The organism is Leeuwenhoekiella blandensis MED217 (genome assembly GCF_000152985.1).
GTDB classification, from domain to species: domain Bacteria; phylum Bacteroidota; class Bacteroidia; order Flavobacteriales; family Flavobacteriaceae; genus Leeuwenhoekiella; species Leeuwenhoekiella blandensis.
Map to the genome: position 1 here is coordinate 2,683,655 of NZ_CH672395.1, position 15,177 is coordinate 2,698,831.

Consider the following 15,177-nt stretch of genomic DNA (forward strand, 5'->3'; position numbering starts at 1 on the left):
TTAAACTAAACCCCTAAAATACAAAAGGCATCACATAATTGTGATGCCTCGTGAACGCTTTATTTTAAGCTTCTTATTTTCTAAAAAAGGAATCGACAAATTCGATTTTATTAAATACCTGTAAATCATCTATTCCCTCTCCTACTCCAATGTATTTCACAGGAATTTGAAACTGGTCACTAATTCCTATAACCACTCCGCCTTTTGCTGTACCATCCAATTTGGTAACGGCAAGTGAAGTCACTTCTGTGGCTGCTGTAAACTGCTTAGCTTGTTCGAAGGCATTTTGACCGGTAGAACCATCCAAAACCAACAAAACTTCATCTGGAGCATCTGGAACTACTTTTTGCATCACGCGTTTAACCTTGGTCAATTCTTTCATCAAATTCACCTTATTATGTAAACGTCCTGCAGTATCAATAATAACAACATCGGCATCTAGCTTCACTGCGCTTTGCACCGTATCAAATGCTACAGATGCAGGATCGCTTCCCATTTGTTGCTTGATAATAGGAACATCAACACGATCTGCCCAAATTTGTAATTGATCAATAGCTGCGGCTCTAAACGTATCTGCAGCTCCTAAAACAACCTTCAAACCTTTACTTTTAAACTGATGTGCAAGTTTACCGATGGTGGTAGTTTTACCCACTCCATTAACGCCAACAACCATAATCACATATGGCTTTTTTGAAGGAATGCTAAAGTCGGTCGCTTCACCACTATTGGTCTCGCTCATCAACCCGGCAATTTCATCTCGGAGAATCGCATTCAATTCATCGGTGCCCAAATACTTATCGCGTGCAACGCGTGCTTCGATACGCTCGATGATCTTAATAGTCGTCGCCACACCTACGTCACTAGAAACCAATACTTCTTCTAGATCATCAAGTACTTCATCGTCAACCTTACTTTTACCAGCAACGGCCTTTCCTAATTTATTTAGAAAATTAGTATTTGATTTTTCCAACCCCTTATCAAGGGTTTCCTTTTTCTCTTTGGAAAATATTTTCTTAAAAAAACTCATCGTATTCGGGATACATAAATTAAAGGCGCAAAGGTATTCTCTTTTAACAGTACAAAAAAGCGACTTAAAACGAAAAAATACAAAAAGCCGTTACACAAAAGTGTAACGGCTACGTATAAACATTTAGAATGTCTTATTTTTTGTCTAAAAACTCTCCTACAGCTTCTGGTGGCATAACAGCTTCTACGAAAGTGTATGCTCCAGTTTTTGGAGATTTTACCATTTTAATGGCTTTGGTCAAACGTTTTGAACCGGTCTGTAATGTTGCTACTGATTTCTTTGCCATGTCTTATTTAATTTCTTTATGAACAGTCATTTTATTCAAAATCGGGTTGAATTTTTTCAACTCAATTCTGTCTGGAGTGTTCTTTTTATTCTTAGTGGTAATATAACGAGAAGTTCCTGGTTTCCCAGAAGCTTTATGCTCTGTGCACTCTAAAATTACCTGTACTCTATTGCCTTTCTTTGCCATAATTCCTAATCGTTATACCGTTATTATTTAGTAAGAAAGCCTTTAGCACGCGCTTCTTTAAGCACAGCAGTAATACCTTTCTTATTTATATTTTTAAGAGCGGCTGTAGAAATCTTTAATGTAATCCACTTGTCTTCTTCAGGAATATAGAAACGTTTTTTGATTAAATTGGCATCAAATTTACGCTTGGTCTTATTCATCGCGTGAGAAACATTGTTTCCTACCATTGCTTTTTTGCCCGTAAGCTCACAAACTCTTGACATGATTCTAAACTTTATAATGTGTTACTGAAAAACAGGGTGCAAATTTACACAACTAAATCAAGTTGACCAACTTAAATTGCTAGTTTTTTAAAATTTCTTTTTGCAAGAGTTCAAACGCCTTATTCACGCTTTTTGAAATCACGCGCTCACGCTGACTTCCCATCTTAAATTCTTGCGAAAAAACTCCTGTTGGGGTAGCAATTCCGATGAAAACGGTTCCTACCTCAGCATCAGAATCTCCCTTTGAAGGTCCTGCATTACCTGTAGTAGAAATGGCATAATCTGATTGATACCAATTTTTAACCGCTGCGGCCATCGCTTCAGCAACTTGTGCACTCACCACCGAATGCTCGTCGATCACCGCTTGATCAATTTTAAGAAGTTCCACTTTAGAATGCGTGGCATAGGTTACCATTCCGCCTTTAAAGTATGAAGAAGCTCCGGGAATAGCTGTTATTGCCGCAGCTATTTGACCTCCGGTACAACTTTCGGCTACCGCCAGGGTTTTATTGTTATTCGTCAATAAACTTCCTACAACTTTTTCTATAAGCTCATCATCATCGTAACCCACAATAATATCTCCTATCAAGGCTTTGAGCGATGTGATTTGCTCTTCAAGACGACGTTCTAAAGGCGCTTTATCTGGGCCTTTGGTAGAAAGTCGCAAACGTACTTTTCCTAAAGCAGGTAGATATGCTAGCTTAATATCTGACGGAAGGTTGTCTTCCCAATCTTCTATGGTATTGGCTATTTCACTCTCACCGCGACCATAAGTCTGCAAGGTTTTGTGTAAAATAAACGGCCTACTGAAGGTTTGCTGCACTCGCGGGATGACCTCATCGGTCATTAATGCTTTCATCTCAAACGGAACACCCGGCATCGACACAAATACCGTTTTACCAGATTGCATCCACATTCCCGGAGCCGTACCGTTTTTATTCATCAAAACGGTTGCCTTGCTGGGCACTAAGGCCTGCGATCTGTTAGCGGGCAGCATAGGTCGATTTACGTGGTGTTTAAAAATGCGTTCTATATTTTGCAATACCGCTGGATCTTCAACCAGGGTATCTTGAAAATACTCACAAAACGTATGTTTAGTTACATCGTCTTTCGTAGGCCCCAAACCGCCGGTAATAAGCACCAACTCTGAAGTTTCCTGAGCTTCTGCTAAGCTTTGTAAAATATGCTGTTTATTATCTGAAATGGAAGATATCTGGTGCACTTCGATACCTACTTTATCCAGCTCTTTTGCGATAAAGGCCGAATTGGTATCTACAATTTGACCGATAAGTATCTCATCTCCAATTGTAATTATATGCGCTCGCATTACATCTTCCAGTCTTTGCGCATTTCTTCAATCGCATTATTGATTAGCGTGATGATGGTATCTAATTGCGGACGTATTGCAGAAGTAGGTTTATTGCTGTCTGCCCAGCGCTCCATCGCCGAAATTTCTCGAATAAGATCAATACCGAACATTTCTAAATTCGGTTTCATTTTATGTGCAAATTGATAAGCCATCTTATGATTATCATTATCAATCGCCATTTGCATACTTTGAAGATCTGGTGGGATTTCGGTTAAAAAAGCTTCAACAACAGTCTGCATAAACTCCTTGTCACCGCCAGACATATCTTCGAGCTGGTATAAATCATAATGTGTAGGCATGGGTTCTCTTTAATTTTGGGGTTATTTTATATTCACAGTAAATATGGGTTCGTCTTCTAAGTATCCTTTAAGCCTATCATCAATAGCAACCGGGCCAACACCCGCCGGAGTACCTGTAAACAGGATATCGCCAATTTTTAAGGTCATAAATTGAGATACATGTGCGATCAAGGTATCAATATCATAAATCATATCACGCGTATTCCCTGACTGCACAATTTTATCATTTTTTTCTAAACGGAAATTAATATCGTTTAAATCTTTAAATTTTTCTTTGGACACCCAATGGTCTCCGAGTACTGCAGACCCGTCAAAACCTTTGGCCTTTTCCCAAGGATGTCCTTTTTCTTTACACGCTCGTTGTAAATCTCGCGCCGTGAAATCGATCCCAAGACCGATCTCATCATAATACTTATGTGCAAATTTAGGCTGAATATATTTTCCCAAGCGATTAATTCGTACCAATAATTCAACCTCATAATGTACCTCGTTACTAAACTCAGGAATAACGAACGGATGCTTTTTTAATAAAACAGCAGAATCTGGCTTTAAAAAGAACATAGGTTCGCTCGAAGGTTTACTATTGAGCTCTTTAATATGATCGCTATAATTCTGACCGATGCAAATAATTTTCATAATCTAATCTGTAAATAATACTTTAAAAGCCGGTGCCGGAGCACTCCCTGCCAAGATACTGTTTGCAGTGTTAAGCTGCGCTACAGCTTTCCAGCCTTCTAAACTTTTATAATAACTGCGGCTATCGCTTTTCTGATCTACTTCAACACCTTTAAAAATTGGAGCATAACGTGCGACTTCATACGTTTTAAAGTTGCCCGTTTCAGCATCTTTGATACTAAGGCGCTCAAGAAAGCGATTTTCTGGGATAAAAATATGCTCAACCACAATAAAAAGTCCCTTTTGCGGAACAGCAATTTTATAGGGTAACAAGTCTATTTTGATACTTCTCGCGTTAGCTTCCTTCTTTAAGATCAAATCCTCAACGAGCAAATCTGAACCAGGTTTACCATCCTCACTAACCCTAAGCACTCGCAAACGAAACTTTGCTGCAGGACTCGGTTTGCCTATCACCCTGTAAAAATCAATCTCCACTTCCTTAATAAAACAGCCCTGATCAAACTTCTCAGGACGTTCATAATGACGCGCTAATGCTGAAGGATAAGCTCCACCACTAAAATTACCTAAGCCTACAATTCTCGCTCCAATGAAGGGATTTACGCGCTTGTGCTTTTTATCTTTTATATCATAGATGCGAACTTCGCCCAAATCATCAATCTTGGGTTCGAGCGTGATCTGCCCGGTAAGCTCTTTAACTTTTAGCCTTCGATCAACATAACCTACACTGGAGATCTTTACAAGTTCTTCAGCTTCATTAGTTTCAAAAGTTAAGATAAAATTGCCTTCTTCGTCTGTAGAAGTTCCTTTTTTGAGCTTCGTTATAATTAGATGTCCAAACGGAATTCCCTCCTGAGTTTCCTTATTAACCACCTTTCCCTGAACAGAAGTTGTTTGCCCGTAAATGGAAAAACAAACAAAACTTAAAAACAGGAATAGTTTGTTAATCATTTTGAGTTAAAACTTGGTATTGAGCTTTCTAAGTTTAATTGCGGTAAGCACCTTTTTGGTATACAAAGGAAAATCTGCATTTTGAATCCAACCAAAATAGCCGGGTTCATTTTCAAGTACATCTTCAACCTTTTTACCCTTATGTTTCCCAAAAGAAAACACTTCTTCCCCGTCTTTATTGAAGGCGATAAATCCTGCGAAATCTGCAAACTTTTTACGCGCGCTGAATTCTGCGAGGCTTTTCATATTATTCTCTAGATCCTCATAGCGATCCAGTTGTGATTTTAAAACCTCATAGGTCGCAATGGTATCTGCTTCTGCACTGTGCGCATCCTCTAAAGTTTGATCGCAATAAAACTTATAAGCGGCGCTTAAGGTACGCTGCTCCATCTTATGAAAAATCGTCTGCACATCAATTGCATTTCGGTTTTTCATATCAAAATCTACTTCTGCACGCAACATTTCTTCTGCTAAAAGCGGAATATCAAAGCGATTGGAATTGAAGCCTGCTAAATCTGAATCTTTGATCAAATTATGAATCTCATTAGCCAATTCTTTGAACGTAGGTTTATCTGCCACATCCTCATCTTTGATACCGTGTACCGCTGTAGTTTCGGGTGGTATTGGGATGGTAGGATTTACCAGCCAAGTATGCTTTTCTTCTTTTCCGTTAGGTAAGACTTTCAATACTGAAATTTCTACGATACGGTCTTTAGCTACGTTGATTCCTGTGGTTTCCAGATCAAAAAAACAAATAGGTCTGGTTAAGTTTAAGTTCATAGGTTGCTTTAATTTCTACAAAAGTACAATTACCTATTCCAAATGATAAACATTTTGAAAAGCTATAATCGTATTTCACTTAATTTTCAGAAAAGTGCATAAAAAATCCTCTCTGTAGGGAGAGGATCTTTAAAATTTTTAAATCTCAGTTTAACTTTTAAACCGCTCGGTTAGCATCCCAGGCTTCTAAATATTGTGCAACACGCTGCACAAATTGTCCTCCAAGAGCTCCGTTTACCACACGGTGATCATACGAATGCGACAAGAACATTTTATGACGAATACCTATAAAATCACCTTCTGGTGTTTCAATTACCGCTGGCACCTTTCTAATGGCTCCGAGGGCTAAAATCCCCACTTGCGGCTGATTGATAATTGGCGTCCCCATAACACTACCAAAGGTTCCTACATTAGTCACGGTGTAAGTTCCGCCTTGAGTATCGTCTGGCTTTAATTTACCGGCACGTGCTCGTGAGGCAAGATCATTAACGGCTTTTGCCATTCCCACAAGGTTTAGCTGATCTGCTTTCTTGATTACCGGCACGATCAAATTACCGTCAGGTAAGGCTGCTGCCATTCCTAAATTAATATCTTTTTTCTTAACGATCTTATCGCCATCTACCGAAATATTGATCAATGGAAAATCACGAATTGCCTTAGCAACGGCTTCCATAAAAATTGGAGTAAAAGTAAGGTTCTCGCCTTCTCGCTTCTCAAATTCAGCTTTTACTTTATTTCTCCAGTTCCAGATCGTAGTTACATCAACTTCAATAAATGATTGTACGTGTGCAGATGTTTGCACTGATGCCATCATATGCTTTGAAATCATTTTTCCCATACGGGTCATTTCAATGATCTCATCTCCTCCATTTACACTTACCGGTGTTTGTACTGCTGCTGATGTAGTTTCTTTTGGTGTGGCATTTGGTGTATTGGTTTCCGAAGTGGTAGTCTTCTTTCCACGATGCTCCACATACTTAAGAATATCATCTTTGGTCACACGACCTTCAAGTCCGGTACCCGGTACTTTATCAAGTTCTTCTTGAGCTATACCTTCTTCCTGAGCAATATTTTTTACAAGTGGCGAATAAAAGCGGGCACCGTCATTTGTAATAGCAGGAGCCGCAGCCGTCTCTTGTCCCTGATCGAGCATTTGCGCTGCCTGTGCTACAGCCTCATCTTCTGGTTCTTCTTCAGCTACGTTTTCTTCTGAAACACGTTCTTCAGTGCTTACTTCTTCAGCGCCTTCACCTTCTATTTCTATTATGGCAATGGTTTGACCAACCTCTACAACATCATCAACGTCAAATAGTTTTTCTACCAAAACGCCCTCTACTTCACTAGGAACCTCGCTATCAACCTTATCTGTGGCAATCTCAACTACCGGTTCATCCATCTCAATGGAGTCGCCTACCTCTTTGAGCCAGTTTGTCACTGTAGCTTCAGCAACGCTTTCTCCCATTTTCGGTAATTTCAGTTCAAATTTTGCCATATTATCAAAATAAATATTAGTTGACTATAATTTTTTGCGAATTTACTAAATTAAAGCTTATGAAAACGATTTTTTAATTACCGTTCACCATTTTAATAGTTCGCCACGACTTGTAGAGGTGTCGCTTCCGAGGATAAAATTACAATTTGAAGGTCGTATGCGAAACCTATTTTTGTTGTTTTTTAACAACTGAAAGGCATCGATCACTTCGGAAAACTTCAAGAAATTCAAATCAAAAATCAGTTTGCTATTGAATTTCTGGAGCTCCTTTTCCTTTTCAAAATTTATCACTTGGTTTATCTGAAAAGGTATATTTTTTAATTCTTCTTGCTCCAGATTTCCTTTGTAAACCCAAAATATTGCTGTCTTTTCTTTCTGATCTTCTTCTTTTGAGGCAACTTTAGATTTACTAAAAGCCAAACACTTAAGACTTAAATCCAAAGCTTTGTCTATAAAAAATCCCTGCGAGAAATGTTTCTGCTGAAATAACTGCATCGCACCATAGAATCTCAAATTATATTTACGGTCTTTTACAGTGCTTTCCCCTTTGAAATGAATAACAGAAACTTGCCCAAAATAATAATTCTTAAATCCGTTTTGAGTAAGTCTGTAACTCAAATCGATATCTTCCCCATACATAAAAAAGCGCTCATCAAAACCTTTGATCTTCAAATATGCTTGCTTCTTTACCAACATAAAGGCACCAACAAGAACAGGAACTTCCCCTATTTCATCCTGAGCAAGTTGATTGGCATAATATCTAGAAGTATCGCCGGTCATTTTTTTAAATGCGACCTTAAAATCGGGCACATTGCGTTTACTTTCTGGCAAATAATGTCCGGTGCCATCAATTAATCGTGGTCCTAAAGCACCAAAATCAGGTTGCTTTTCGGCAAATGGAATAAGAGTTTTAAAGCAGTTTTCTGACAAGACCGTATCTGGATTCAAAATGCATACATACTTGCCCTTTGCCGTATGAACCGCTTGGTTGTAGGCTTTAGCAAATCCTAGATTCTCATTATTCTGCTGAAAAATAACGCGCTCAAAATTGGTCGTAATTAATTCTTCTGTTTCATCCTGAGAATTGTTATCTACGACAATAATTTCGGCATCAATACTTGCTATTGAACGCTCAACGCTTTGCACACAAAGTAGTACGTGATAGGGTACTTTATACGCTAAAATAATTACCGAAAGCAGCATCGCTTAGTGCTTTAGGGAGTTTTCAAAAGGAATACGATTAAGGATACTTCTTCCCAAAGTAACCTCATCCGCAAACTCAAGTTCGTCTCCCACCGCAATACCACGTGCAATAGTAGATGTTTTTACATTAAGACCTTCAAGCTGACGATAGATGTAAAAATTAGTCGTATCCCCTTCCATAGTAGAACTTAATGCAAAAATGATCTCTTCAATGGCTCCTGATTTTACTTTTTCGATTAAAGAATAAATCGTCAAATCTTGCGGACCAATACCGTCTAATGGAGAAATCTTTCCGCCTAAAACATGATAGTGCCCGCGATACTGACTCGTATTTTCAATAGCCATCACATCCCGAACATCCTCGACCACACAAACTATTGCCGATTCTCTATTGGGGTTTGCGCAAATCTCGCACAATTCGGTATCTGAAATATTATGGCAGTTTTTACAGAATTTAATACCGGTGCGCAACCCTGTTAAAGCTTCAGTCAATTGCTCGGTCTGTGCTTCAGGTTGCTGCAGTAAATGTAAAACCAAACGCAAGGCTGTGCGCTTACCAATACCCGGTAGTTGAGACATCTCATAAACAGCTTGCTCTAATAACTTTGAAGAAAATTCCATACGCGGTAAAGTTAGGAAAGATTATAGGTTAAACCACCGCTTACCACATTTGTTAACACCTTAGACTAAAGTCGATCTTTTACAAAATTAACGATGCGCTGCGCTGCCTTCCCATCGCCATACGGATTGTGTGCTGAACTCATTATCTTATAAGCTTCAACATTATCGATAAGATCCAGGACTTCAGTCTTGAGTTGTTCAGTGTTGGTTCCCACTAGTTTTACGGTACCTGCGTTTACTGCTTCGGGTCGTTCTGTAGTATCCCGCGTGACGATTACCGGCTTACCTAAACTTGGTGCCTCCTCTTGAACTCCGCCACTATCTGTAATAATAAAATAGGACTCATTTAAGAGCCAAACAAAATCAGGATACTCTAAAGGCGCGATCAAAGAAATATTTGACACTCCTCCTAACGTCTTTTCCACAACTGTTTGTACGTTAGGATTAAGGTGAACAGGATAAACGAAATGAACTTCTTCACGAGCCAAAGCGATTTCCTTCAAAACATTACAAACCCGCTGCATACCATCTCCAAAATTCTCTCTGCGGTGTCCCGTAACCAAAATGATTTTCTTCGAATCAAAAGGAATACCGGCTGCAAATGACGGTTTTAACTTTTTTATTTTAACTACCGTCTCTTGCAGTGCATCGATCACCGTATTCCCCGTAATCACAATTTTTTCTTCTGAAATGTTTTCTGCAACCAGGTTGGCTTGTGCCTGTTGGGTAGGCGCAAAATGGAAATCGGCTATTTTACTTGTAAACTGTCTATTGAGCTCTTCTGGGAATGGTGATTGCAAATTAAAGGTGCGTAAACCTGCTTCAACGTGCCCCACTTTAATTCCTGCATAAAATGCAGCAAGACTTGCGGTCATCGTGGTGGTGGTATCCCCGTGAACCAAAACAAGATCAGGGTTATAATCTTCAAACGGAACTTTTAATGCAACCAAGGCTCTGGAAGTCAAGGTTGTTAAATCCTGATTTTTTTGCATTAAATCAAGATCATAATCCGGTTGAATTTCAAAAAAATACAATACCTGATCTAACATTTCCCGATGCTGAGCGGTGATGCAGATTCTGGTTTCAAAATAAGATTCCTTCTGAAAGGCTTTGATCACCGGCGCCATCTTTATGGCTTCGGGCCGCGTACCAAAAATAAAAAGTATCTTTTTTGATTTAAAGTCTTCCATCTACACCTTCGGTTAAAAAGCCTTTAACATCATAAACCACAGCGGTATTGGCTTTAAGCTTTTCAAGATCGATTTGCTCAAATTCACGATGTGCTACAGCAAGAACTACAGCGTCAAAGAGCTTGCCTTCCAAATGCTCTAAAAGTTCAATATTATATTCAAGTTTTACCAATTCTGCATCTGCCTGCGGATCATAAACCGAAACCTGAGCACCGTATTCCTTTAAATCCTGAATAATATCTATTACGCGTGTATTGCGCACATCGGGACAATTTTCTTTAAAGGTAATTCCCAATACAAGAACACGGCTGTTTTTCAGCTTTATGTCTTTTTTCGCCATCAATTTCACCACCTGCGAGGCTACATAAGGCCCCATACTATCGTTGAGTTTTCTTCCTGCCAATATTATTTCAGGATGATACCCTACTTGCTTTGCCTTTTGAGCCAAATAATACGGATCGACACCTATACAATGTCCACCAACCAAACCTGGTTTAAATGGAAGAAAATTCCATTTTGTGCCTGCTGCTTCTAAAACAGCCTGCGTATCGATATCCAGCAGATTAAAAATCTTTGCCAACTCGTTAACAAAAGCAATATTTATATCGCGTTGTGAATTTTCTATCACCTTGGCAGCTTCGGCAACTTTAATCGATGCTGCTTTAAAAGTTCCTGCCGTAATTACTGAAGCGTATAGTTGATCAACGTGTTGTGCGATCTCAGGAGTAGATCCCGAGGTCACTTTTTTAATTTTATCAACAGTATGCGTCTTATCACCCGGATTGATACGTTCTGGAGAATATCCCGCATAAAAATCTGTATTGAAAATTAAACCTGAGGCTTCCTCCAAGATAGGAATGCAAAACTCTTCGGTAACACCGGGATACACAGTTGATTCAAAGATCACAACGTCTCCCTTTTTCAAAAAACCTCCTACCAACTTGCTTGCCTTTTCTAAAGGAGTCAAATCTGGATTGTTATTCTTATCTATGGGTGTTGGTACAGTGATGATATAGGTATCACTTTGCTGAAGATCTTCGGGATTTGAAGTACAAAACAAACCTTTTAAAGCAGAAGTCTCATTTATAAGAACAGCCTTTAAATGCTCTGAATCAAGTTCGCCGGTCTTATCAAAACCGCTTTGCAATTGGGTTATTCTCTCTTTGTTAATGTCAAAACCTATCGTAAGATATTTTGTAGCAAATAAACGTGCTAAAGGTAGTCCTACATAACCTAACCCAATAATTGCAATGCTCATTAATTATCTTTATCTGTTTCTAAATTTTGCTTGTACCAGTCAATTGCCTTATTGATTCCTGCCTCCAAATCATATTCTGGGTCATAACCCAAAAGATTTTTTGCTTTGGCAATAGAAGCTAAAGAATGAGGGACATCTCCCGGTCGTTCTGGTCCAAATTTAGGTTGAACGTCAATTAAATCGCTGCTATAATTAAGCAAACGATCCTTGAGCAAATTTACTAATTCAATTAAAGAAGTACGCTCACCGTAGGCAATATTATATACCTCATTAAGTGCATTTTTATTATCGGTGACTAACGCCAATAAATTGGCCTGCACTACATTGTCTATATAGGTATAATCTCTAGAAAAAGAACCATCTCCATTTATAACTGGAGATTCATTATTCATTAGCGATGAAATAAATTTCGGAATCACCGCGGCATAAGCTCCGTTGGGGTCTTGCTTTGGGCCAAATACATTAAAATAACGCAAACCAATAGAGTTGAAACCATAATTACGCTTGTAGACACCGGCGTAATATTCGTTTACAAGTTTGGTTACGGCATAGGGAGAAAGCGGTCTTCCGATCTCGCTTTCAATTTTTGGTAAAGCCTCATTATCTCCGTAAGTCGAAGAACTAGCGGCATAGACAAACTTGGATACTCCGGCAAGTCGAGAAGCCTCCATCATATTTAAGAATCCGGTAACGTTAACCGAGTGTGTAAGCAAAGGAGTTTTTAAACTACGCGGAACAGAGCCTAGTGCAGCTTGATGGCTTACATACTCACATCCTTCTACAGCTTTTTTACAGGTTTCAAAATCCCGAATATCTCCTTCAATAAATGTGAAGTTGTCGCGCTCTAGAAAAGGTTCTATATTCTTTTTCTTTCCTGTAGATAAATCGTCTAGACAAGTAACAAAAGCTTCTGCCTCTAAGAGCGCTTCAATGAGGTTAGATCCTATAAATCCGCAACCTCCTGTAACAAGCACATTTGCATTTTTTAGTACTTTAAAATTCATTTTAATAATGAAGTAGGGTTGAATTTTGCTAAAGTATTATAAAGCGGTGTATTTCTCATAAAGTTTTTAACCTTTTTTTAACTGAAAAATTCAAACTTAACAACTTTTAGGTTTTCCAGTTAAACTTATACTAAACGGATTTAACACGCTCTTAAAGTGAAAAATGCCGCTTAACTTTGAGTATTAACTTTTACGATAATTAGATCATGAACTATTTAAATTTAGATCCAAAAAGAACTGAAGCTACCGTTGAGCAGCTTAATGTTTTATTAGCAGATTATCATATTTATTATCAAAAACTGCGCAACTTTCACTGGAACGTTGTGGGTGAAAATTTCTTCGATCTTCACGAAAAGTTTGAAGAGATGTATAACGATACCCTGATCAAGATCGATGAAATTGCCGAGCGTATTTTGACGCTGAGATACCAGCCCGTTAGCCATTTATCAGAATATCTTAAAATGGCAAACCTCAAAGAATCCCCTAGTGAAACTGCCGATTTAGAAATGATAGAACTATTACTTGAAGATCACGGCAAACTACTCACTCAAATGCGTAAGACCGTAAATTTTGCAGATGAAGGTGGCGATGAAGGAACAATAGATTTATTAGGCGCTTACATCAGAGAACTCGAGAAAACGAGCTGGATGCTTGACAGTTGGAGAATGACAAAATCTGAAACACATAAAAAATCGTAACTTATTCAACAGAACTAATCAACCAAAACGCACCTATGCTTTTACTTCAAGAAAACACAAATTCTGATTGGACCATTTTTGGTTTTGACCTTTACAAACTTATTGAGAAACTTCAGGGATGGGGTGAAAGTTTTATTTTAAAATTGCCCAATTTTCTTGTTGCGGTTTTAGTTTTTGTACTCTTTTGGTATGGTGCAAAATACGTCTCAAAATTTGTTCGCAATATTTTGATGCGCGGTGTGAAGCAAGATTCAATTAAAGTAATGGCAGGTCAAACCGCCTTTGCCATTACTGTTCTCATCGGCTTTTTTATTGCCCTTGGAATTATGGATCTTGACAAAGTACTTACATCAGTTCTTGCAGGTGCCGGTGTCGTAGGTCTTGCAATTGGTTTGGCTTTACAAGGAACCTTGAATAATACCTTTAGCGGTGTGATCCTAAGTTTTATGCCTAAACTTCAATTGGGCGATTGGGTTGAATCTAACGATTATTCAGGTATTGTTGAAGATATTACCTTACGCAACGTTACCATTAGACAAGCTGATAACAACTATGTAATTATCCCTAATGCAAACATTGTTGACTCGCCATTTAAAAACTGGAGTCAAACCCAACGTTCTCGTGTATTTTTGAGTTGTGGAGTAGGCTATGAGAGTGACTTAGAAGCTGTAAAAAAGTTAACTATTGAAACATTGACAAACGAGTTTGAGCAGCAAAGTAATGAAGATATCGAATTTTTCTACGAAGGTTTTGGCGACAGCTCTATTAACTTTGTAGCGCGTTTTTGGGCACCGGTGACCAAAAGAAAAGATATGTTAGTCGCTCAAGACCGTGCCATTATTGCTATCAAAAAGGCTTTTGACGCGCACGATATCAATATTCCATTCCCAATTCGTACGCTAGATTTTGGTAAAAATAAATTTAGATCAGAAACCATTACCATAGCTAATTCTGATAATTCTAAACGCTAAAAACAATGCTACGGTTCTTAATTGGTGCTAGTTTTGCTTTATTCTTAATCAGCTGTCAAGATTATGGCCAATTGGAAATGAAAGGCAGCCTTGAACGAACGTTAGCAGAAGTTTCAGGTCTTGCCTTGTTTGAAGGGGACACCCTTATTTATACCGCTACAGACCACGGTAATCCAAACATAATTTACGGCTTGGATACTTCAGGAAACATCGTAAGGGAATTAAAAATAAGTAACGCTCCCAATGAAGACTGGGAAGATTTGGCCAACGATGCTGAAGGTACCTTATACATTTCTGATACAGGAAATAATGAGAACGACCGGGAAGACCAATTTATTTACATTATTAGAAACTTCAATGAGCTTCCCCGCGACGCAACTTCAGCCACAGCAGAACGCCTTACGTTTACCTTATCTGATCAGGAAGATTATCCACCAGATCTTAAGAATCTTAACTTTGATATAGAGTCGCTCATTTATAAAAATGAATACCTGTATTTATTTACCCGAAACAGAAGCCGCAACTTTGACGGTGTTACAAAAGTCTACAAATTACCTGCACTTCCCGGCAATTTTGAAGCCGAACTCATAGATGAATATTACGTTTGTGATGATTTAAATACTTGTGCGATCACAGGTGCAGCTATTTCTTCAGATGGAAAAACCATAGCGCTCCTTACAACCAACAAAATATTGCTTCTATCTAATTTTAAAGAAGAAAGGTTTTTCTCAGGAGATATCACGACTTATGAGACCGGCTACAATTCTCAAAAGGAAGGTGTGGCTTTCAAAAACGATTCTACACTATATCTCGTTGATGAGCGTCGCGCGCAAACCGGAGGAAATCTCTATGAATTCAGTCTAAAATAGATCATCTCGTTTTTATAAAGGCAACATGCTGCAATGCGCAGCGTTTATAGTATTTTTAAGCTGCATCAGACAATAAT

General features: G+C 38.6%; 18 protein-coding genes. 3 read left to right on the forward strand and 15 right to left on the reverse strand.

Annotation, left to right across the window (positions count from 1 at the left end):
* Window positions 1-73: 73 nt before the first annotated feature.
* The 15 genes from ftsY to MED217_RS11615 form a co-directional block, all read right to left on the reverse strand.
* Window positions 74-1,027 (reverse strand): signal recognition particle-docking protein FtsY, encoded by a 954-nt coding sequence (gene ftsY / locus MED217_RS11550; RefSeq protein ID WP_009780707.1) that lies wholly within the window; start codon window positions 1,025-1,027, stop codon window positions 74-76.
* Between the two features lie 133 nt (window positions 1,028-1,160).
* Entirely contained in the window at window positions 1,161-1,313 is a 153-nt protein-coding gene (locus tag MED217_RS18760; protein ID WP_009780708.1) for a DUF4295 domain-containing protein, read from the reverse strand.
* 3 nt (window positions 1,314-1,316) lie between these two features.
* Window positions 1,317-1,499, reverse strand: a complete 183-nt coding sequence (rpmG, locus tag MED217_RS11555; RefSeq protein WP_009780709.1) for a 50S ribosomal protein L33 — start codon at window positions 1,497-1,499, stop codon at window positions 1,317-1,319.
* A 23-nt stretch (window positions 1,500-1,522) separates the two neighbouring features.
* Window positions 1,523-1,762 (reverse strand): 50S ribosomal protein L28, encoded by a 240-nt coding sequence (gene rpmB, locus MED217_RS11560; RefSeq protein WP_009780710.1) that lies wholly within the window; start codon window positions 1,760-1,762, stop codon window positions 1,523-1,525.
* Between the two features lie 79 nt (window positions 1,763-1,841).
* A complete protein-coding gene (locus MED217_RS11565; RefSeq protein ID WP_009780711.1) occupies window positions 1,842-3,089 on the reverse strand; it encodes a competence/damage-inducible protein A in 1,248 nt (415 codons plus the stop codon).
* Window positions 3,089-3,430, reverse strand: a complete 342-nt coding sequence (locus MED217_RS11570) for an Hpt domain-containing protein (RefSeq protein ID WP_009780712.1) — start codon at window positions 3,428-3,430, stop codon at window positions 3,089-3,091. Before MED217_RS11570 ends, MED217_RS11565 begins: the two co-directional genes overlap by 1 nt.
* A gap of 21 nt (window positions 3,431-3,451) precedes the next feature.
* Window positions 3,452-4,066, reverse strand: a complete 615-nt coding sequence (locus MED217_RS11575) for a fumarylacetoacetate hydrolase family protein (protein ID WP_009780713.1) — start codon at window positions 4,064-4,066, stop codon at window positions 3,452-3,454.
* A gap of 3 nt (window positions 4,067-4,069) precedes the next feature.
* Window positions 4,070-5,014, reverse strand: a complete 945-nt coding sequence (locus MED217_RS11580) for a carboxypeptidase-like regulatory domain-containing protein (RefSeq protein WP_009780714.1) — start codon at window positions 5,012-5,014, stop codon at window positions 4,070-4,072.
* Window positions 5,015-5,020: 6 nt separating this feature from the next.
* Window positions 5,021-5,794 carry a 3'-5' exonuclease gene (locus MED217_RS11585; protein ID WP_009780715.1) on the reverse strand — a complete coding sequence of 258 codons (774 nt, stop codon included), beginning with the start codon at window positions 5,792-5,794 and terminating at the stop codon, window positions 5,021-5,023.
* 157 nt (window positions 5,795-5,951) lie between these two features.
* Entirely contained in the window at window positions 5,952-7,286 is a 1,335-nt protein-coding gene (locus MED217_RS11590; protein WP_009780716.1) for a dihydrolipoamide acetyltransferase family protein, read from the reverse strand.
* A gap of 84 nt (window positions 7,287-7,370) precedes the next feature.
* Complete coding sequence (locus tag MED217_RS11595) at window positions 7,371-8,489, reverse strand: glycosyltransferase family 2 protein (protein ID WP_009780717.1); 1,119 nt, start codon at window positions 8,487-8,489, stop codon at window positions 7,371-7,373.
* 3 nt (window positions 8,490-8,492) lie between these two features.
* Window positions 8,493-9,110 (reverse strand): recombination mediator RecR, encoded by a 618-nt coding sequence (gene recR / locus MED217_RS11600; RefSeq protein WP_009780718.1) that lies wholly within the window; start codon window positions 9,108-9,110, stop codon window positions 8,493-8,495.
* 65 nt (window positions 9,111-9,175) lie between these two features.
* Complete coding sequence (gene wecB, locus MED217_RS11605; protein WP_009780719.1) at window positions 9,176-10,300, reverse strand: non-hydrolyzing UDP-N-acetylglucosamine 2-epimerase; 1,125 nt, start codon at window positions 10,298-10,300, stop codon at window positions 9,176-9,178.
* Entirely contained in the window at window positions 10,287-11,558 is a 1,272-nt protein-coding gene (locus MED217_RS11610; protein WP_009780720.1) for a nucleotide sugar dehydrogenase, read from the reverse strand. The genes wecB and MED217_RS11610 overlap by 14 nt, the downstream gene beginning before the upstream one ends.
* Window positions 11,558-12,562, reverse strand: coding sequence for an SDR family oxidoreductase (locus MED217_RS11615; RefSeq protein ID WP_009780721.1), 1,005 nt, complete (start codon window positions 12,560-12,562; stop codon window positions 11,558-11,560). The genes MED217_RS11610 and MED217_RS11615 overlap by 1 nt, the downstream gene beginning before the upstream one ends.
* Window positions 12,563-12,768: 206 nt before the next feature.
* Here MED217_RS11615 and MED217_RS11620 point away from each other — a divergent pair, with 206 nt between their 5' ends.
* From MED217_RS11620 to MED217_RS11630, 3 genes are read left to right on the forward strand one after another with little or no spacing between them, the layout of a single operon-like run.
* Entirely contained in the window at window positions 12,769-13,260 is a 492-nt protein-coding gene (locus tag MED217_RS11620; protein ID WP_009780722.1) for a Dps family protein, read from the forward strand.
* Between the two features lie 35 nt (window positions 13,261-13,295).
* The gene (locus MED217_RS11625) at window positions 13,296-14,231 is read left to right on the forward strand and encodes a mechanosensitive ion channel family protein (protein WP_009780723.1); all 936 of its coding nucleotides are present in this window, start codon (window positions 13,296-13,298) and stop codon (window positions 14,229-14,231) included.
* Window positions 14,232-14,236: 5 nt separating this feature from the next.
* Complete coding sequence (locus MED217_RS11630; RefSeq protein WP_009780724.1) at window positions 14,237-15,100, forward strand: NHL repeat-containing protein; 864 nt, start codon at window positions 14,237-14,239, stop codon at window positions 15,098-15,100.
* Window positions 15,101-15,177 lie beyond the last annotated feature (77 nt).